Raw genomic sequence first — 19288 nt, 5'->3', positions numbered from 1 at the left:
GTATTTTTTGATTACCTAGAAAGACTAATGTCCCGAATTATTTCGGGACTTTTTTATTACAATGATTTAATACAAAAAAGGGCTACATTTCTGCAGCCCTTTTTTCTGATTGTAACTAACCTTTTTATTTAAACATGTATTTCATTCCAAACAAAATATTCCCTTTAGGCATTGGAATCATTCCTGATTCTATATATTCTGCATTAAAAATATTATTTGCAAATAGTGAAAACTCAATTGCTTTAATTCTATAGCTCAAATTAGCATCATATACGTTGTAGCTCATTCCTGATGTTCGCTCTACATAACGATAAGCAAAAGTGGTATTAAATCCTTTAAAGAAATTAAATTGCACACTACTTGTAAACTGATGTTTCATAGAGTTAATAGAATACTGCGAAAAGTTAGCTTCACTTGCCTTTACATTGTTATCCAAATAAGAATAACCCAACTGAATTTTTTGTGGTAATTTATTTATTGAAAAAAAGTAATCTAAATGCGTTTCATATCCTTTTGTGTTTACACTTTGAATATTTTTTGCTTGCCAAGCATCAGTAGTATTTTCACGAACATAATCAATTAAATTATCAGCATCACGATTAAAAAATGCTACCGACATGTTGACCTTGTTGCTTAAATATTTAAAACCAACTTCTTGCGAGAAAGCTTCTTCAGTATTCAAATCTGGATTACTGATAGTTGTTGGTGAAGTATAATATAAGTTTGTGTAAGTAGGAACTCTATAAGATGTTCCAATATTTCCATAAGCTCTAAACTTATCAGAAATTTGAACTCCTAAATCTAAACCAGGAAAAACTTGATTATCAAAATCTGAAAAATAAGAAGCTGAAATTCCAGGCGTAACATCAAAAATGTTGTTGAAAAATTGAAAACGATGTTCTAAAAATAAACTCGCAATTGCTCTTTGATTATCACCTAAACGATTACTTGAAATATAATATTTAGAAAACTCAACTCCAAAACCAGAAATTCCTAAACTAGATTGATATGAACCATTTAATTCGGCTGCAATTTTATTTGTAATATGCATATTTCTGTAAGCCGAAGGGTTACTTCTAATATACAAATATAAATCTTGATTTCTTCTCCAATATATTCTTGGTTTCCATGTAAAATTTCCTTTCTTAATTACTGTTGAAAGACCAACTAAACTCGCCTGAGTTTCTTCATATTGTTCTGTTGCAGATGCAATTCCATAAAATCCATTAGCACCAAATTTTCTTTCAGAATAGGTTGTTAATAATTCAATTGGTAATTTATTTTTATTGAATTGACTTTTCAATACATAATTCGTGTTGTCAAAATCGGTATTATGACGATATCCTTCTGAGAAATTTTTAGAAAAATGTACGATATGGTTACTTTCTTTCATGGTTACAGTTCCAGTAGCTTCTGCGATAAATTGTCCAAATGAACCTCCTTGAACTTTTGCCATTAAAGAATTATCTTCAACATCTTTAGTTACAATATTAATTGCTCCCGTAAAAGCATTTTGCCCAAAAACACGAGCAGCAGGACCTTTTATTACTTCAATTCTTTTGATAACTTCAATTGGCAAAGCTAAATTCATAGTGTGATGTCCAGTTTGTGCATCATCTACTTTTATTCCATCTATTAGCAACAACGTTTGATCGAAACTTCCACCTCTAATATATAAGTCAGATTGCATTCCGTTTACACCTTGACGACGCACATCAATCCCTGCAATTTGCTGTAACGCATCTGCCACATTTGTCACACCTAATTTTTTTATATCTTCAGCAGTAACAATTTGAATAGTTCTCGAATTTTCTTTAAAAGGCAAATCTATTCTTGAAGAAGTAATAACAACTTCTTTAAGTGTGTCTGTTTTTTGTGGGTTTTCCTGAGCATTCATCATTAATGTACACACTAGTAATGAAGCTAAATAAAATACTTTTTTCATTTATACAATATTGGGTTATTTAAAAACGGGGCAAAAGTCGTAACTTTCCGGACGATTAGAATAGTCCAGTTGCAAAATGAAAGATAGTCCGGTTAATTTGTTGTTAAAGGAGTTGATTTACTTTGATAAATCAAGCGCTACGTCAGTATACATCCAAATTGCTCAGCAAATTATTAATGCCATTCAAAGAGGTTATTTAAAAGAAGGTATGGCGTTGCCGGGAACACGAACTTTTAGTCAACTACTTCACATCCACAGAAATACCGTTGTAGCAGTTTACGAAGAATTAGCCGCTCAAGGTTGGGTTGAAATTTTACCTAATAAAGGTACATTTGTTTTATTTCCAAAACCAAAAACAGCTAAAATAAAAGCGATTTCAAATCAAGTTGAAGATGCTTATCGATATCCTAAAACAAATGGATTTCCCTTTCAAACTTCTTTTCATTTAGTTCCAACCGTTTCTTTTTCAAATGCAAAATACCATTTAAATGATGGTCAACCCGACTTAAGATTACATCCTATTCATGAATTTTCGAAATGGTATAGTGCCTCTATGAAAAGAAAATCATTGATTACAAAATGGAGTTCAAGTTCAAAAGCAAAATATTCAACTTTTGAAAATCAACTATGCAATTTTTTAAATGCAACCAGAGGATTTCATATCACACCAAACAATTTGGTAAGTACTAGAAGTACCGAAATGAGTTTATATGTAATTTCGAGACTCTTAATTCGAAGAAAAGATGTTGTATTGGTTGGAAATCTTAGTAATTATAACGCCAATATGATTTTTCAAGAAGTGGGAGCCGATATTAAAACTATTCCAACGGATACTAATGGATTAGATGTTAATTACATTGAAAAACACTTTACAAAAGGCAAAATTAGATGTGTTTATGTATGTTCTAATCGAGATTATCCAACTACCAATTGCTTGTCTGCTGAACGAAGATTACAACTTTTATATCTTGCCAAAAAATACCAATTTGCGATAATTGAAGATGATTTTGACTATGACTTTCAATTAGAGGGTTCTGCCATGTTGCCTATGGCGAGTTCCGATGCTAATGGAGTGGTAATTTATCTTGGAAAGCTGGGACAATCATTGTTTCCAAGTTTTCAAACCGGATTTGTGGTAGCGCCAGAAAATTTGATTTTGGAAGCTAAAAACTATATTCAAATATTAGATAAACAAGGTGATTTAATTCAAGAACAGTTGCTTTCGGAATTAATTTATGAAGGAGAAATTCATCGATTACTTAAAAAGAATACTATTATTTATAAACGAAGAAGAGATTATGCCTTTGACTGTCTCAAACATTACTTTAATGATGTTATAAAAATAAAAAAACCTTCTGGCGGATTAGCCTTATGGATAGAATTTAACCCTTCTATTTCGCTTGTTCAATTTGCAGAACAAGCTTTAAACTGGGATGTTTTTTTACCTAAAACTATACTTTATCAAGACCGAAATACATGTGCCATTCGTTTTGGATACGGACATTTCAATGAAGAAGAAATAGAAATAGTAGTAAGTAGATTAAAACAAGCTTATGATGCAATAAAATAAAAAAAGTCCTGCTGATTTGCAGGACTTTTTATTGTAAATCTATTGTCTTAATCAGCTAAAACAATAATTTTGTTTTCATTCATTTCGATGGTACCAGAATTGATAGGCAACCAATACGTTTGCTCATTTACTTTATTGAATTTAGAAACAAATTCTTTTTCAATTTTAATATTTTGAGCATTGATTTTCACGTTTCCTTTTGTTAACAATGAAACAATTGGCGCGTGATTATTTAGCATTTGAAACTCACCGTTAACTCCAGGAACTGCTACCGAAGTAACTTCTCCTTTGAACAATGTAGCTTCTGGTGATACTATTTCTAAAATCATTTTTATTAGTTTTCAGTCTCAGCTTTCAGTCTCAGTTTCTGTAAACTGCTACTGATAACTGATTACTAGTTATTATGCTTCTGCTAACATTTTCTCTCCAGCTTCGATAGCTTCTTCGATAGTACCTTTAAGGTTAAATGCTGCTTCAGGTAAGTGATCTAACTCACCATCAATAATCATATTAAATCCTTTGATAGTATCTTTGATGTCTACTAATACTCCAGGAATACCAGTAAATTGTTCAGCTACGTGGAAAGGTTGAGATAAGAAACGTTGTACACGACGCGCTCTAGCAACTGCTAATTTGTCGTCTTCTGACAACTCTTCCATACCTAAAATAGCGATGATATCTTGTAATTGTTTGTATTTTTGAAGAATTTCTTTTACTCTTTGAGCACACTCGTAATGATCTTTACCTAAGATTTCTGGCGTTAAAATACGAGAAGTAGAATCTAATGGATCTACCGCTGGATAAATACCTAACTCAGCAATTTTACGAGATAATACTGTTGTTGCATCTAAGTGAGCAAACGTTGTTGCTGGAGCCGGGTCAGTTAAGTCATCCGCAGGTACGTAAACCGCTTGTACAGATGTAATAGATCCTTTTTTAGTTGAAGTAATACGCTCTTGCATCGCACCCATCTCAGTTGCTAATGTAGGTTGGTAACCTACTGCAGAAGGCATACGTCCTAAAAGTGCAGATACCTCAGAACCAGCTTGTGTAAAACGGAAGATGTTATCAACGAAGAAAAGTACGTCTTTTCCTTGTCCATCTCCTGCTCCATCACGGAAATATTCAGCAATTGTTAAACCTGATAAAGCAACACGTGCACGTGCTCCAGGTGGTTCATTCATCTGACCGAATACGAAAGTAGCTTTAGAATCTTTCATTAATTCTTTATCTACTTTAGCTAAATCCCATCCTCCATTTTCCATAGAGTGCATGAATTCATCACCATATTTAATAATTCCTGATTCTAACATCTCTCTTAAAAGGTCATTTCCTTCACGAGTTCTTTCTCCAACACCAGCGAATACTGATAATCCTCCGTGACCTTTAGCGATATTGTTGATTAATTCTTGAATCAATACTGTTTTACCTACTCCTGCACCACCAAACAATCCAATTTTACCTCCTTTTGCATAAGGCTCAATTAAATCGATTACTTTAATACCTGTAAATAAAACTTCAGTAGAAGTTGATAAATCTTCAAATTTTGGAGCTGGTCTGTGAATTGGCAAACCACTTTCACCTGCTTTTGGTAAATCTCCTAAACCATCGATAGCATCACCGATTACATTAAAAAGACGTCCAAATACTTCACCACCAATTGGCATTTGAATTGGAGCTCCTGTAGCAACTACTTCAACACCTCTAGACAAACCGTCTGTAGAGTCCATAGAAATAGTACGAACTGTATTTTCTCCAATATGAGATTGAACTTCTAATACTAATAAAGTACCGTCTTTTTTAGTGATTTCTAATGAATCGTAAATTTTAGGTAACTCAGCATTTGCATCATTAAACACGACGTCAACAACTGGCCCGATAATTTGTGCAACTTTTCCTGTGATTCTAGACATTGCTTATGTATTTATTTAATAGCTAATTAATGTTGAAAAAATGATGTATTTTTCCGAGTGCAAAGATAGTTTTTTCTAAAACAATTTTGCAATTTATTTTTTGAATTTTTTGCAATAAAAAAGCGAAATTTTCCAATTTCGCTCTTAAAATGTTATTCTACAGTAACTGATTTTGCTAAATTCCTAGGCTGATCTACATTACAACCTCTTAAAACCGCAATATGATATGATAATAATTGCAAAGGAATTGTAGTTAATAATGGTGTAAATGGTTCATTTGTTTCAGGAATTTCAATTACGTGGTCGGCTAAAGCTCTAACTTGAGTGTCACCTTTAGTTACAACCGCAATAATTTTTCCACTTCTTGATTTAATTTCTTGAATATTACTAACCACTTTATCATAGTGTCCTTTATTAGGTGCAATTACAATAACTGGCATATGTTCGTCAATTAAAGCAATTGGTCCATGCTTCATTTCAGCAGCAGGATAGCCTTCAGCGTGTATGTAAGAAATCTCTTTTAACTTTAAAGCTCCCTCTAATGCCACTGGAAAATTATAACCTCTACCTAAATATAAACAATTACTTGCATTTTTATAAATCTCAGCAATTTTCTTTGCAACATCATTAGTTAGTAAAGCCTCCTGTACTTTTTCTGGCATAATTTCCAACTCTAATAAATAGCGTTGGTATTCCGAATTATTCATTGTTCCTTTTGCTTTAGCTAAGCGAAGTGCCAACAATGTAAGAATAGTAATTTGCGTAGTAAATGCTTTTGTTGATGCAACACCAATTTCTGGTCCGGCATGTGTGTAAGCACCTGCATGAGTTTCACGAGAAATTGAAGATCCTACCACATTACAAACTCCAAACACAAATGCTCCGTTTTCTTTAGCTAATTTAATTGCAGCTAAAGTATCTGCTGTTTCACCTGATTGTGAAATTGCAATAACAACGTCATCTTTATTAATAATCGGATTTCTATATCTAAATTCTGATGCGTATTCTACTTCAACTGGGATTCTTGAAAACTCTTCAATAATGTACTCTGCTACCAGTCCAGCATGCCATGAAGTTCCACATGCTACAATTAGAATTCGTTTAGCATTTAAAAATTTTTCCAAATTATCTTCAACACCTGACATTTGGATAATTCCTTTATTTGCCAGAAGTCTTCCTCTGTAGGTATCTTTTATTACATTTGGTTGTTCGTAGATTTCTTTCATCATGAAATGATCGTAACCTCCTTTTTCAATTTGCTCCAAGTTTAATTGAAGTTCTTGAATATAAGGATCAACCAATGAATCGTCTTTGATTTTTCTAACTTTTAACGGCTTGTGTAAACGCACAATTGCCATTTCTTCATCTTCTAAATAAATAGCATTAGAAGTATATTCTATAAAAGGAGTAGCATCTGAAGCGATGAAAAACTCATCTTCTCCAATTCCAATGGCTAATGGACTACCTAAACGTGCTACAATAATTTCGTCAGGTTTTTCCACATCAATAACCGCAATAGCATAAGCACCAATAACTTGATTTAAAGCAATTTGTACTGCTTTACCAAGTTTGCAATTTTCTTTCTTTTTAACCTCTTCTATTAAATTGACTAATACTTCTGTGTCTGTGTCTGACTTAAATGTATAACCTCTTTTGATTAATTCTTGTTTTAATGGTTCATAATTTTCAATGATTCCATTATGAATTATCACTAATTTTCCAGAATTAGAAAAATGAGGATGCGAATTTACATCATTAGGCACCCCATGTGTAGCCCAACGCGTATGCCCCATACCTACTTTTCCAAAAATTGTTTTTTCGCTTTGAGCTTTTGCTTCTAAATCTGAAACTTTTCCTTTAGTTTTTGATAGTTTTAAATCTTTTCCATCATACAAAACAATTCCGGCACTATCATACCCTCTATATTCTAATCGGTGTAACCCTTTAATGATTACAGGATATGCATCTCTATGTCCAATATAACCTACAATTCCACACATATAATACTAGTTAGGTTTAGTAAAATAAATCATTAATTTTAATTTCATAGGAACCACATTTCCTTTATCGTCAATGTAAGTTGCTGTACTTAACGGACCATGTAATACAGTCCCTAAAGGATTCATTACAGATGCAACAGGTAAAAATTCAACATGATCCCCATCAATAACAATAGGATTAGGGTTGGTTGGATTTATATAAGCATTTGAAACCAAGTTTATAGACTCTGTAACAGAAACACCAATTCTAAGATTTGTATTGTTATCTGTATCTTCATTGATTAGTAATCTTTTAATATATTCGGTAATTCTAAAGCTATATTTAGTTGTTATTACATCTCCATTCCCATTTTTTATTTCTGAACGAATTCCACCAAATGAAGATTTATTTTTTTTAACATCAGAACTTGTTGTTGGATCAGCATAATAGTCTATTATTGGTTTGTCATTGGTAGCATCAAAAATATAAATTCTTTGAGGTTCAACTATATAAGGATTACCCATTATGGAACGTTCTGTATAAAAAACTAAATTGGCTTCATTAATTAACCATTTATCATTTAGTACATTATTTCTCAATCTTGCTAACTCAACATCATCAAAAGCATCAATAAAAGCTAAGGAACCATTACCACCTTTAACATATAACATATCATCTCCTGTCGTTTGATTTGATGCTGCTAATTTAGCTTCATAAATAGGAGATTTTATATGTTCAATAAAATTAATTGTATTACTTTTTTTATTACCAGTTGATTTATATCCTAATTGTAAACTCAGTGTTCTTCTTAGAGCGTCAGTGCTCCCAATTTCGGATTTAAATAGAATTTTAAACTCTGCCAAAGATAAATCAAGCATAGCTAGAGCTCCTTGACCCGGCTGAATCTCTTCAACTTCAAACAATAGTCCTCTAAAATAATTTTTAAAAATGTTATTATTAAATAACACTCCTGATGATGCTGCGTCTAATATTTTTTGTTGAAAGAAACTTTTCTTTAAATCCAACCAAATACCTGGAGCTTTTCTCTCTTTTATAACTCTTAACGAAACATTACTTTGATCAGTAAGTACTTCACCTGCATTATCAACATATAAACCGCTTCCATTCGTCTTATATATATAAATTTCTTTGTTACTAACAAGAAACTCTTCATTCTGGGCTACATTTGAACTATTATTTAACAACTCTGTCCCTTTATATGAATCTATAAGACTTTTTTCGTTTGAATAATATTTTTGAGTAGTTTGAAAATTTGCTTCAGGATCAAAATCTCTTAAGTAATAACCGTTTTCATAAACATGTAATTTAAACTTCGCTGTTGGAGAATTTCCATAAACAGAATCTAACTCATAAATTCTCTCACCAGAAGTAGTGGTAGATTTTAAAGTACTAAAATAGGGTATATACAAATACACAGAATCTATCACTGCGTTTTCTCCAATTGTAGGATTAGCAGAAGACAATTCAACTTGAGATACGATGTGTGCTTTAGTCGTTCCAAAATAAGAATCTTTATAAATCCCTAATGCATTAATTGGTAAGTTATTCGTTTGAACAGGTCCAGTAGCAATTGAATAGGCTTTTAAGTTTTCTGCTTCATAACCTTCTAAATTAAAATGAGCATCATCAATAATGTCAGATCCGATGGAATTAAAATCTTTATCACAAGAAATAACTGAAAAAGAAATTGCTAATATGGAAACTATTTTTAAAAAACTTTTTTTCATAGTAAATAAACCCTTTTATAATAAGTGATTCTTAATAAACGAAGTGTACACTTCTTTAATTGTGTCTTTAGAGGCGAAAGGTAAAAAAGGTTTGTTTGAACTTTCTATAAATTTTGTTAAAGTTGGGGACAATACTTCAGAGCCTGCAACAATACCATCTGAATGCATTATAGAAACCTTCATTAAATTTTCGTAAGTAGGCTTTTCTAAATCAGCAATTGCCGCTTTATCAATATTGTCGAAAAGTACTTTATTTATAAAATTACTATCTAATTCTCCTTCGAAACCTTGATCATATACAGAAGAAATAATTTTTGTTTCAGCAAAAATACCTTCGTCTTTATAGTAATGCTTTAAATAAATAGGCAACATGGCTGCCATCCAACCATGAACATGAATAACATCTGGAACCCAATTTAATTTCTTAACAGTTTCGACTACCCCTTTTGCAAAGAAAATAGCTCTTTCGTCATTATCTGGATATAAAACACCTTCTTCATCAGAAAAAGTCGCTTTTCTTTTGAAATACTCATCATTATCAATAAAATAAACTTGAATTCGTTCTTTAGGAATAGAAGCAACTTTAATAATTAGAGGCATATCCATATCATTTACCACTAAGTTCATTCCTGATAATCGGATAACTTCATGCAGTTGATGTCTTCTTTCGTTGATATTTCCATATCTAGGCATAAAAATTCGTATTTGTCCTCCTAAATCATTAATCATTTTTGGCATTTCATACGATTGTAACGACACTTCGTTTTCCGCTAAATAAGGCACCACTTCAGATGATACATACAATATCCTCTTGTCTTCCATAATGTATTCTAGTTAATTATTGTTTTAAAAAACCTTGCAAAATTACAAAATTTTATGGATTTATCCACTAAAATAGTAAGTTTGCACCTGATTTAATCAATATAAAAATGCTCATTTTTAATAAAAAGTCCGATTTAAGCGCTTTTTTAAGCCCATTACTCAATCAAAATAAATCCATTGGATTTGTTCCTACCATGGGCGCTTTGCATCAAGGACACTTATCGTTGCTGAAAAAATCGCTTTTAGAAAACGACGTAACCGTAATGAGTATTTTTGTAAACCCCACACAATTTAATAATACCGAAGATTTAGATAAATATCCTAGAACTTTAGAACGCGATGTGCAAATCATGCAAGATTTGAGCAACAATATTATCGTGTATGCGCCAGAAGTGGAAGACATTTATGAAGGCTATACCGCTTCTGAAAGTTTTGATTATGATGGGTTAGAAAATCAAATGGAAGGCAAACACCGTCCTGGACATTTTGATGGTGTTGGAACTATTGTAAAAAGATTATTTGAAATAGTTAAACCATCCAAGGCTTATTTTGGTGAAAAAGATTTTCAACAATTACAAATCGTAAAAAAATTAGTTTCAAAATATAACATTTCTGTAGAAATTATTGGTTGTCCTATACATAGAGAAGCAAATGGGTTAGCTATGAGTTCTCGCAACGAACGGTTATCTGAACCAGCAAGAGAAAAAGCAGCTATCATTTATCAGATATTGAATTCGGCAAAAGAAATTTTTAAAAGAAATTCCGTTGTAGAAACACACCAATTTGTTGAAAACGAATTCAAAAAACACCCTGAATTTCAATTAGAATATTTTGAAATTGCAGAGGAAACAACACTTTTACCTATTTCTGAAAAAGAATCTAACAAAAAATATCGTGGCTTTATCGCGATTTTTATCGAGAATATCCGATTAATTGATAATATTTCACTAAATTAATTACCTTTGCATCATGCAAATTCAAGTAGTAAAATCAAAAATTCATAGAGTAACCGTAACGGGTGCTGATTTGAATTATATAGGAAGTATCACCATTGACGAGGCTCTTATGGAAGCTTCAAACATTATTGAAGGTGAAAAAGTACAAATCGTGAACATTAACAATGGTGAACGACTAGAAACGTATGCCATCAAAGGCCCAAGAAATACTGGAGAAATTACCCTTAATGGTCCAGCAGCTCGTAAAGTACATCGCGGTGATATTGTAATTATTATCTCTTACGGAATCATGGACTTTGAAGAAGCAAAAAAATTCAAACCTACTTTAGTTTTTCCTAACGAGAAAGATAATTCTTTAACGTAATTTGAAAACCAGTATCAGAAAATTTTTAAGTTTAACTATCCCACTACTCATTGGGTTAGGTATTATTTATTATCAGTATACTACACTTACTTCAGAAGAAATAGAGAAAATTAAAATAAGTTTCATCAAAGCTGATTATTTTTATATCTACTTATCACTTTTTATAGCACTTTTTGGCTATTGGTCAAGAGCTTATCGCTGGAAGTTTGCTTTACAGCATTTAGGTTACAATACTAAATTTCATAACGATTTTTTTACAGTTTGTGTCTCTTATTTAGTCAACTTAACTATTCCTAGATCAGGAGAAATCTCTAGAGCCGCTCTATTAAAAAAATACGAAAACGTGCCTTTTGACAAAGCTTTTGGAACTGTTGTTGCCGAAAGAATTGTGGATTTACTGATTTTCTTATTATTCGTTGTAATAGCTTTCATTTTACAATTCGATAAACTATATCAATTCTTAATTGAAAAATTACCACTTGAAAAAATAATTTATTTATTGCTAGGTGGAATCCTAGTTTTTGTACTCTTTATTTTAGTTTGGATTTACGCCGAATGGAATATCATTAAAAAATTAAAAGAGAAATTATCAGGTTTAATTGAAGGAATGACTAGCGTTTTAAAAATGAAAGACAAATGGAACTACATTTTTCATTCTTTTTTCATTTGGTTTTCTTATCTTATGATGTTTTATGTAACCATTTTTGCTTTACCCGAAACTTCCAATATAAGTTTTGATGTTGTAATCATGGGATTCATTTTTGGTAGTTTAGCTGTAGGCTTTACCAATGGAGGAATAGGAGCCTACCCATTAGCCATTGCATTAATCTATTCTCTTTATGGCATTACAAATGATGTGGGAGTTGCTTTTGGCTGGTTAGTATGGACTTCACAAACACTTTTAACCATTTTCTTGGGTATATTATCTTATTTGCTTTTACCTATTTTAAATAAAAAATAAATTAGTAAATTGCTAATCTATTTAACCAAACTATTTAAAATGAAAATCAAACTTTTCCTTATTGCATTAATGGTAACGTCTTGCTTATTTGCACAACGTACCCCCGAAACCATCCAATCTAAAAAATTAGGAAATCGTACTTTTACAGTGGTTACTCCGCCTTCGTATGCTTCAAGTCCGGGAAAAACTTACCCCACCTTGTTAGTTTTAGATGGCGAATATTTATTAGATCCATTTGAAGGAATTTTAAAATATGGAGCTTATTGGGATGATTTACCCGAGATGATTATCATTGCTATTGATCAAAACAATGGCGAAACTCGTTTTGCTGATAGTCAATTTGACGAAGCAGGATTTCCTTCTGGAACGGGAGCTAACTTCTTTGAATTTATTGGGCAAGAATTATATCCTTATATCGATAAAAAATATAGAACTTTGCCATTTAGAATGATTGCAGGTCATGATACGACAGCAGGTTTCTTAAACTTTTATCTTTATAAAGACAATCCTATTTTTAACGCTTACATTTCGTTAGCTCCAGAAATGGCTCCAGAAATGGAAAAACGTGTTGCAGAACGTTTGACTAAAATAACAAAACCTTTATTCTATTATCAAGCAACGGGTGAAGGAGATTTAAAAGAAATCAACGAAAAAGCAGCCGAATTAGACGCCAACATCAAAGCCATTCCAAATGCTACTTTTAAATATCAAAATGATGCATTCAAAGGCGCTTCACATTATTCATTAGTGGCTAAAGCGATTCCGAATGCTATTTATTTTATTTTCGATGGATATCAACCTATTTCTATGGTGGAATTTCAAGATAAAATTTTAAAATTAGACAAAGGTTATACCGATTATTTAATTGCCAAATATGACGAATTAGAAAAACGCTTCGGTTTTAAAATGAAACCTCGATTATCTGATTTTAAAGCAATTGAAGCAGCAATCCTAAAAAACAAAGCGTATAATGAATTATTACCTTTGAGTGATTATGCCAACAAACATTATCCAAAAACAACTCTTGGTACTTACCATGAAGCTTTGTATTATGAAAAAACAGGCAATTACAAAAAAGCTATCAAAACCTATCAAAGAGCTTTTACCCAAGAAGCTATTCGCGAAATTACAAAAGATTTCATGTTAAACCGAGCGGAAGCTTTAAAAGGAAAACCAGACAAACCAACGGAAGATATCCCAGCTGAAGCACCAGCAGACAAACCAACAGAAAAACAAGAATAATACCCAATGAGTAAAGTAAAAATCGCTTTCTTTTGCCAAAATTGTGGCACCCAATATTCAAAATGGCAAGGCCAATGTAATGCTTGTAAAGAATGGAATACCATTGTAGAAGAATTGGTGCAAAAAGAAGAAAAAGTAGCTTGGAAAACCACAACGGCTACATCAAAAGCGGTTACCAAACCTTTACTTGTAAAAGAAATAGACACCGCACAAGAAATCCGATTGAACACGACTGATAACGAGTTGAATCGGGTTTTAGGTGGCGGATTGGTTCCAGGCTCACTTACTTTGTTAGGTGGTGAACCAGGAATTGGAAAAAGTACGTTGCTATTGCAAATTGCTTTAAAATTACCTTATAAAACCCTTTATGTTTCGGGAGAAGAAAGCCAAAAACAGATTAAAATGCGTGCCGAACGTATTACTTCTAATGGCGATAATTGCTACATTTTAACCGAAACCAAAACCCAAAATATCTTTCGACAAATATTAGAAATTGAACCTGATATTGTCATTATCGATTCGATACAAACTTTGCATACCGATTACATTGAATCGTCTGCGGGAAGTATTTCTCAAATTAGAGAATGTACTGCAGAGTTGATAAAATTTGCCAAAGAAACCAATACACCCGTTCTTTTAATCGGTCACATTACCAAAGACGGAACCATAGCCGGACCCAAGATTTTGGAACACATGGTCGATACCGTTTTACAATTTGAAGGCGATCGAAATCACGTTTATAGAATTTTACGTTCGTTAAAAAACCGTTTTGGTTCTACTGCTGAATTGGGGATTTATGAAATGCAAGGTTCTGGCTTACGCGAAGTAGATAATCCATCTGAAATTTTGATTTCACACAAAGACGAACAACTTTCTGGAACAGCGATTGCCACTACTTTAGAAGGAATGCGTCCGTTGATGATTGAAATTCAAGCTTTGGTAAGCACCGCTGTTTATGGAACACCGCAACGAAGCACTACAGGTTACAACGCCAAACGCTTGAACATGATTTTAGCTGTTTTAGAAAAACGTGCTGGTTTTAGATTAGGAACAAAAGACGTTTTCTTAAACGTAACGGGCGGAATTTCAGTAGAAGACACCGCAATTGATTTAGCCGTTGTGGCTGCTATTTTATCCTCAAATGAAGACATTGCCATTGCAGAAGGTTTTTGCTTTGCAGGAGAAGTTGGGCTTTCAGGTGAAATTAGACCGGTTAACCGCATTGAACAACGCATTCAAGAAGCCGAAAAATTAGGTTTTACCACCATTTTTGTTTCGAAACACAACAAAATTTCGTTAAAAAATACGGGAATCAAAATTGTTTTAGTAGCGAAAATTGAAGATGTGGTGAGTGAGTTGTTTGGTTAATTATGAGTGATTTAAAAGAACGAAGATTAAAAAGTCTTGATTATCGAATTCAAGAGTTAGAAAACCAACCCAATTATTTTAAAAAATATGGGTTACGACTGCTTTTAATTGGTATTCCTGTTACACTAATAGCTCCAGAATACAAGGCAAGAAATTCTAAAAATTTAATCTATTATTTTAATTACAATTATCCACTATGTTACACGGTTGTAGCATTGTCTTATATTACTTTATGTATAATTATGCTTATTACATTTAAAATTCAAGACAAGAAAAAGTTGAAGAAATTAAAAGAAGAACGGGATATGATTGATTTGTTTAGAAGTTAAACTTAAGCAGATGAAAATATGATGAATAAATAATTTTAAATTTGTAACAAAGAAATAAATCCGAATTAAATGAAAGAAATATTACTAATCATCTTCCTTCAAATATCATTAACTGCTTGTAGCCAAAAAAATGAAACCCAAAATATAAAATCAAATAAACATATTGAGTATGATAAAGAAGGAAATATTTCTGTTGAAGGCTATCTAAAAGATCAAAAAAAACATGGCGTTTGGAAATTTTACAACAATAAAAAATTAGTTGATGTGAAAAAATTCAATGAAGATACTCTACAATATGTATTAGATGTAAATGATTATAACTACAAAGGTGTAATTATAAAAAAAATTAATTCCATCATACCATTACCTGAAAATTGGGAAACAAATCTAAATTTTGAAAACCCTAATACACTTTTAACATCTGTAAAAAAATGTGAAACCGAATCGTATTGCCCAAATATTATAGTAACATCTGAAGAACAAACTTCATCAAGTCTTGAAAAACATGTTAATGATTTCAAAAACCAAATAATTAATAATTACAAGGATGTTAAAATATTAGAACTTAAAAAAAATCCCCTTTCAAAAGAAGAATCATTTCAAATGAAATATTCATACACACATAATAACATTGAACTTATTTACATAATTTTTTGGATGAAAGACAATAAAAACATAACTACTTTCTGTGGTTCTTGTGAAAAAGTAGACTATACCAAATATTCATATTTATTTTACGAAATCGGAAATTCAATTAAGAAAATCAAAAATAATTGATTAAATCCCCTCCAACAACTCCAACGCTTTATTCACTGATTTCACATTATCAAAAGTCAGCAATAAACGTAAGCCGTTTTTTGTTTCTTTTTCTTTTATTTTACACACATTGCCGTTGCGTTGGGCAAATTGTAGCACTTTCATAAAACGATTACTTTGGTAAAAATCGCTTTGTTGGTCGCCAATAAAATAACCAATCATTTTGCCTTGCTTCATCATCAAACGTTCAATTCCCATTGCGGTTGCTTTCCACTTGATACGTACGCTATTTAGTAATGCAATAGCTGGTTTTGGTAAGGCGCCAAAACGGTCAATTAGTTTTTGTTCAAATTGTTGTAAGGTGGCTTCGTCTTTAATTTGGCTCAACTCGTTGTATAAATTCAAACGTTCGGTAATGTTGTTGATGTATTCATCTGGGAAGAGCAATTCAAAATCGGTATCAATTTGAATATCTTTGACAAATTCTTTGGTTTCGATGTCATTCTCTTCTTGGTACAAATCTTTGAATTCGTTTTCTTTCAGTTCATCAATGGCTTCGTTCATGATTTTTTGGTAGGTATCAAAACCAATTTCATTGATAAAACCACTTTGTTCTCCACCTAATAAATCTCCTGCACCACGAATTTCCAAATCCTTCATCGCGATGTTGAAACCGCTTCCTAATTCGCTAAATTGTTCCAAAGCCGTAATACGTTTTTGCGCTTCACCTGTCATCATTGAATACGGTGGCGTAATGAAATAACAAAACGCTTTTTTATTACTTCTTCCCACACGACCACGCATTTGATGTAAATCGGACAAGCCAAAATTATTAGCATTATTGATAAAAATCGTGTTGGCATTTGGCACATCTAAACCACTTTCGATAATGGTAGTAGCTACCAAAACGTCAAATTCACCTTCCATGAAAGCCAACATCAATTCTTCTAATTTTTTTCCATCCATTTGACCGTGACCGATGCCGACTTTTGCTCCTGGCACCAAGCGTTGAATCATTCCGGCAACTTCTTTGATGTTTTCAATTCGGTTATTGATGAAATAGACTTGCCCGCCACGCTGAATTTCGTATGAAACCGCATCGCGAATGACTTCTTCATTAAAACGAATGACTTGCGTTTCAATAGGATAACGATTTGGTGGAGGCGTTGTAATTACCGATAAATCGCGAGCTGCCATCAACGAAAATTGCAACGTTCTCGGAATTGGCGTTGCGGTTAAGGTCAACGTATCAACATTCGTTGCAATGGTTTTTAATTTGTCTTTTACGTTTACTCCGAACTTTTGCTCTTCATCAATAATCAACAAGCCTAAATCTCTAAAAACGACATTTTTATTCACTAATTGATGAGTTCCAATCAAAATATCAACTTTTCCTTCTTGTAATTTTTGAAGTGTTTCCGCTTTTTGTTTCGCTGTTCTAAATCGGTTCAAATAACTCACGGTAACTGGCATATCTTTCAAACGTTCCGAAAATGTTCGGTAATGTTGATAGGCTAAAATGGTTGTTGGAACCAAAACTGCGACTTGTTTTCCATTATCTACCGCTTTAAAAGCTGCACGAATGGCAACTTCTGTTTTTCCGAAACCAACGTCACCACAAACCAATCGATCCATCGGACGTTCGCTTTCCATGTCGGCTTTTACATCGGCTGTTGCGGTAACTTGGTCAGGCGTATCTTCGTAAATGAAGGAACTTTCTAATTCTTTTTGCAAATAACTATCGGGTGCAAACTGAAAACCTTTGTCTAATCTTCGTTTCGCATACAACTGAATTAAGTTGAACGCAATGTGTTTTACACGCGCTTTTGTTTTTTGCTTTAAGGCTTTCCAAGCGTTGCTTCCTAATTTATAAATCTTAGGAGGCGCGCCATCTTTCCCGTTATATTTTGAGATTTTATGTAGCGAATGAATGCTCACATACACAATATCGTTATCGGCATAGACCAATTTTATGGCTTCTTGCGTTTTGCCTTCTACTTGAATTTTCTGCAAGCCACCAAATTTTCCAATTCCATGATCGATGTGGGTTACATAATCGCCCACCGATAACGAAGTCAGTTCTTTTAACGTTATGGTTTGCTTTTTCGAATAACCGTTTTTAATGGAAAACTTATGATAACGTTCAAAAATTTGATGATCGGTGTAACACGCTATTTGATTTTCTTCATCGATAAAACCTTCAAACAAAGGCAACACCATGGTTTTGTATTGTTTGCGAATGCTTTCATGATTAGCTTCATCAATATCTTCAAAAATATCATGGAAACGACTCGCCTGATTTTCATTGGAACAACACAAATAGTTTTTGTAACCGTTGAAATGATTTTCGCTCAAATTATTCAACAACAAATCAAATTGTTTGTTGAACGAAGGTTGCGGTTGAATATGAAATTCGACTTTTTTTTCGGTTTTAAAAACAGCGTTCGTATGTAATTCAATTACTGAAAAATCAAGAGCTCTTTTCAAAAATTGCTTTTGATTTAGGAATAATTCTTCGGGTTTTGCGTGTTGAATGTCTTTGGATAATTTCTCGAAAGCTTCATTGGCTTTGTCGAATAATTTATCCAATTGTTGACCTAATAATTCGGTATTTTGAATGACTAAAACCGTTTTTTCGTTGATATAATCTAAGAAACTTTCGCGGTTTTCTTGTAGTAACTTATTTTCGACATTTGGGATAATCGAAATCTTTTTCAGCTTTTCAACTGATAATTGGGTTTCCACATCAAAACTTCGGATGCTATCGACTTCGTTTCCGAAAAATTCAATTCGGTACGGATTATCATTGGAAAACGAAAACACGTCGATGATTCCACCACGAACGGAAAATTCGCCTGGTTCGGTAACAAAATCGACGCGTTTGAAATTGTATTCAAATAAAGTTTCGTTGATAAAATCAATAGATAAATTATCACCAACCGACAATTTCAAAGTGTTTTTCTCTAACTCTTTTCGAGTAACTACTTTTTCGAAAATGGCTTCAGCATACGAAACAATTATCGCAGGTTTTTTTCGCGAATTGATTCGGTTTAAAACTTCGGCTCGTAACAAAACATTAGCGTTGTCGGTTTCTTCAATTTGGTAAGGTCTTCGGTACGAACTTGGGTAAAAAAGTACGTCTTCAGTATTGATTAGTTGTTCTAAATCGTTCAAATAATACGCCGCTTCTTCTTTATTGCTGAATAAAATTAGGAATGGAAGTTCGGATTTTTTAAACAACGAATTTGCCACAAAAGACAACGACGAGCCAACCAAACCCGTCATTTGGGACTTTTGGCGCGCTGCGAGTGTACTTTCTAAAACGGCAATTTTG

Annotated in this window: 15 protein-coding genes; 8 read left to right on the top strand and 7 right to left on the bottom strand. The window is 32.7% G+C overall.

Annotation, left to right across the window (positions count from 1 at the left end; all coding sequences use genetic code 11):
* Window positions 1-124 precede the first annotated feature (124 nt).
* Window positions 125-1945 (bottom strand): TonB-dependent receptor plug domain-containing protein, encoded by a 1821-nt coding sequence (locus V7P59_RS01835; RefSeq protein WP_333808088.1) that lies wholly within the window; start codon window positions 1943-1945, stop codon window positions 125-127.
* A gap of 76 nt (window positions 1946-2021) precedes the next feature.
* Here V7P59_RS01835 and V7P59_RS01830 point away from each other — a divergent pair, with 76 nt between their 5' ends.
* Window positions 2022-3515 (top strand): aminotransferase-like domain-containing protein, encoded by a 1494-nt coding sequence (locus V7P59_RS01830; RefSeq protein WP_333808086.1) that lies wholly within the window; start codon window positions 2022-2024, stop codon window positions 3513-3515.
* 47 nt (window positions 3516-3562) lie between these two features.
* Here V7P59_RS01830 and V7P59_RS01825 read toward each other — a convergent pair whose 3' ends face one another.
* The 5 genes from V7P59_RS01825 to V7P59_RS01805 form a co-directional block, all read right to left on the bottom strand.
* Window positions 3563-3844: a FoF1 ATP synthase subunit delta/epsilon gene (locus tag V7P59_RS01825; RefSeq protein WP_333808085.1), complete on the bottom strand. Its 282-nt coding sequence runs from the start codon at window positions 3842-3844 to the stop codon at window positions 3563-3565.
* A 72-nt stretch (window positions 3845-3916) separates the two neighbouring features.
* Window positions 3917-5428, bottom strand: a complete 1512-nt coding sequence (gene atpD, locus V7P59_RS01820; RefSeq protein WP_333808084.1) for a F0F1 ATP synthase subunit beta — start codon at window positions 5426-5428, stop codon at window positions 3917-3919.
* A 152-nt stretch (window positions 5429-5580) separates the two neighbouring features.
* A complete protein-coding gene (gene glmS / locus V7P59_RS01815; protein ID WP_333808082.1) occupies window positions 5581-7428 on the bottom strand; it encodes a glutamine--fructose-6-phosphate transaminase (isomerizing) in 1848 nt (615 codons plus the stop codon).
* Between the two features lie 6 nt (window positions 7429-7434).
* On the bottom strand, window positions 7435-9156 hold the full coding sequence (locus tag V7P59_RS01810; RefSeq protein WP_333808080.1) for a DUF4270 domain-containing protein: 1722 nt from the start codon (window positions 9154-9156) through the stop codon (window positions 7435-7437).
* Window positions 9157-9171: 15 nt separating this feature from the next.
* Window positions 9172-9978 (bottom strand): glycogen/starch synthase, encoded by an 807-nt coding sequence (locus V7P59_RS01805; RefSeq protein ID WP_333808078.1) that lies wholly within the window; start codon window positions 9976-9978, stop codon window positions 9172-9174.
* Window positions 9979-10085: 107 nt separating this feature from the next.
* Between V7P59_RS01805 and panC the strand changes: the two genes are divergently transcribed.
* The 7 genes from panC (at window position 10086) to V7P59_RS01770 (ending at window position 15975) form a co-directional block, all read left to right on the top strand.
* Window positions 10086-10934 (top strand): pantoate--beta-alanine ligase, encoded by an 849-nt coding sequence (panC, locus tag V7P59_RS01800; RefSeq protein ID WP_333808076.1) that lies wholly within the window; start codon window positions 10086-10088, stop codon window positions 10932-10934.
* 13 nt (window positions 10935-10947) lie between these two features.
* Window positions 10948-11298 carry an aspartate 1-decarboxylase gene (gene panD / locus V7P59_RS01795; protein ID WP_008255780.1) on the top strand — a complete coding sequence of 117 codons (351 nt, stop codon included), beginning with the start codon at window positions 10948-10950 and terminating at the stop codon, window positions 11296-11298.
* A gap of 1 nt (window position 11299) precedes the next feature.
* Complete coding sequence (locus V7P59_RS01790; protein WP_333808067.1) at window positions 11300-12259, top strand: lysylphosphatidylglycerol synthase transmembrane domain-containing protein; 960 nt, start codon at window positions 11300-11302, stop codon at window positions 12257-12259.
* Window positions 12260-12298: 39 nt separating this feature from the next.
* Complete coding sequence (locus V7P59_RS01785) at window positions 12299-13501, top strand: alpha/beta hydrolase (RefSeq protein ID WP_333808065.1); 1203 nt, start codon at window positions 12299-12301, stop codon at window positions 13499-13501.
* Window positions 13502-13507: 6 nt separating this feature from the next.
* Complete coding sequence (gene radA / locus V7P59_RS01780) at window positions 13508-14869, top strand: DNA repair protein RadA (RefSeq protein WP_333808063.1); 1362 nt, start codon at window positions 13508-13510, stop codon at window positions 14867-14869.
* A 2-nt stretch (window positions 14870-14871) separates the two neighbouring features.
* Window positions 14872-15198: a hypothetical protein gene (locus V7P59_RS01775; protein ID WP_333808061.1), complete on the top strand. Its 327-nt coding sequence runs from the start codon at window positions 14872-14874 to the stop codon at window positions 15196-15198.
* Window positions 15199-15267: 69 nt separating this feature from the next.
* Complete coding sequence (locus tag V7P59_RS01770; protein ID WP_333808059.1) at window positions 15268-15975, top strand: hypothetical protein; 708 nt, start codon at window positions 15268-15270, stop codon at window positions 15973-15975.
* Here V7P59_RS01770 and mfd read toward each other — a convergent pair whose 3' ends face one another.
* On the bottom strand, window positions 15976-19239 hold the full coding sequence (mfd, locus tag V7P59_RS01765; RefSeq protein WP_442902407.1) for a transcription-repair coupling factor: 3264 nt from the start codon (window positions 19237-19239) through the stop codon (window positions 15976-15978). It lies immediately after the preceding gene.
* Between the last annotated feature and the right edge of the window lie 49 nt (window positions 19240-19288).

This window comes from Flavobacterium sp. (assembly GCF_036782315.1).
Taxonomy (GTDB): Bacteria; Bacteroidota; Bacteroidia; order Flavobacteriales; family Flavobacteriaceae; genus Flavobacterium.
Note: the sequence above shows the minus strand (reverse complement) of the source record. Positions and strands in the feature narration are given on the sequence as shown.

Bases quoted from the DNA above. Each gene is read 5' to 3' on its own strand.
- V7P59_RS01835 (WP_333808088.1), bottom strand. From the start codon at position 1,945: ATGAAAAAAGTATTTTATTTAGCTTCATTACTAGTGTGTACATTAATG.
- V7P59_RS01830 (WP_333808086.1), top strand. From the start codon at position 2,022: ATGAAAGATAGTCCGGTTAATTTGTTGTTAAAGGAGTTGATTTACTTT.
- V7P59_RS01825 (WP_333808085.1), bottom strand. From the start codon at position 3,844: ATGATTTTAGAAATAGTATCACCAGAAGCTACATTGTTCAAAGGAGAA.
- atpD (WP_333808084.1), bottom strand. From the start codon at position 5,428: ATGTCTAGAATCACAGGAAAAGTTGCACAAATTATCGGGCCAGTTGTT.
- glmS (WP_333808082.1), bottom strand. From the start codon at position 7,428: ATGTGTGGAATTGTAGGTTATATTGGACATAGAGATGCATATCCTGTA.
- V7P59_RS01810 (WP_333808080.1), bottom strand. From the start codon at position 9,156: ATGAAAAAAAGTTTTTTAAAAATAGTTTCCATATTAGCAATTTCTTTT.
- V7P59_RS01805 (WP_333808078.1), bottom strand. From the start codon at position 9,978: ATGGAAGACAAGAGGATATTGTATGTATCATCTGAAGTGGTGCCTTAT.
- panC (WP_333808076.1), top strand. From the start codon at position 10,086: ATGCTCATTTTTAATAAAAAGTCCGATTTAAGCGCTTTTTTAAGCCCA.
- panD (WP_008255780.1), top strand. From the start codon at position 10,948: ATGCAAATTCAAGTAGTAAAATCAAAAATTCATAGAGTAACCGTAACG.
- V7P59_RS01785 (WP_333808065.1), top strand. From the start codon at position 12,299: ATGAAAATCAAACTTTTCCTTATTGCATTAATGGTAACGTCTTGCTTA.
- radA (WP_333808063.1), top strand. From the start codon at position 13,508: ATGAGTAAAGTAAAAATCGCTTTCTTTTGCCAAAATTGTGGCACCCAA.
- V7P59_RS01775 (WP_333808061.1), top strand. From the start codon at position 14,872: ATGAGTGATTTAAAAGAACGAAGATTAAAAAGTCTTGATTATCGAATT.
- V7P59_RS01770 (WP_333808059.1), top strand. From the start codon at position 15,268: ATGAAAGAAATATTACTAATCATCTTCCTTCAAATATCATTAACTGCT.
- mfd (WP_442902407.1), bottom strand. From the start codon at position 19,239: ATGACGGGTTTGGTTGGCTCGTCGTTGTCTTTTGTGGCAAATTCGTTG.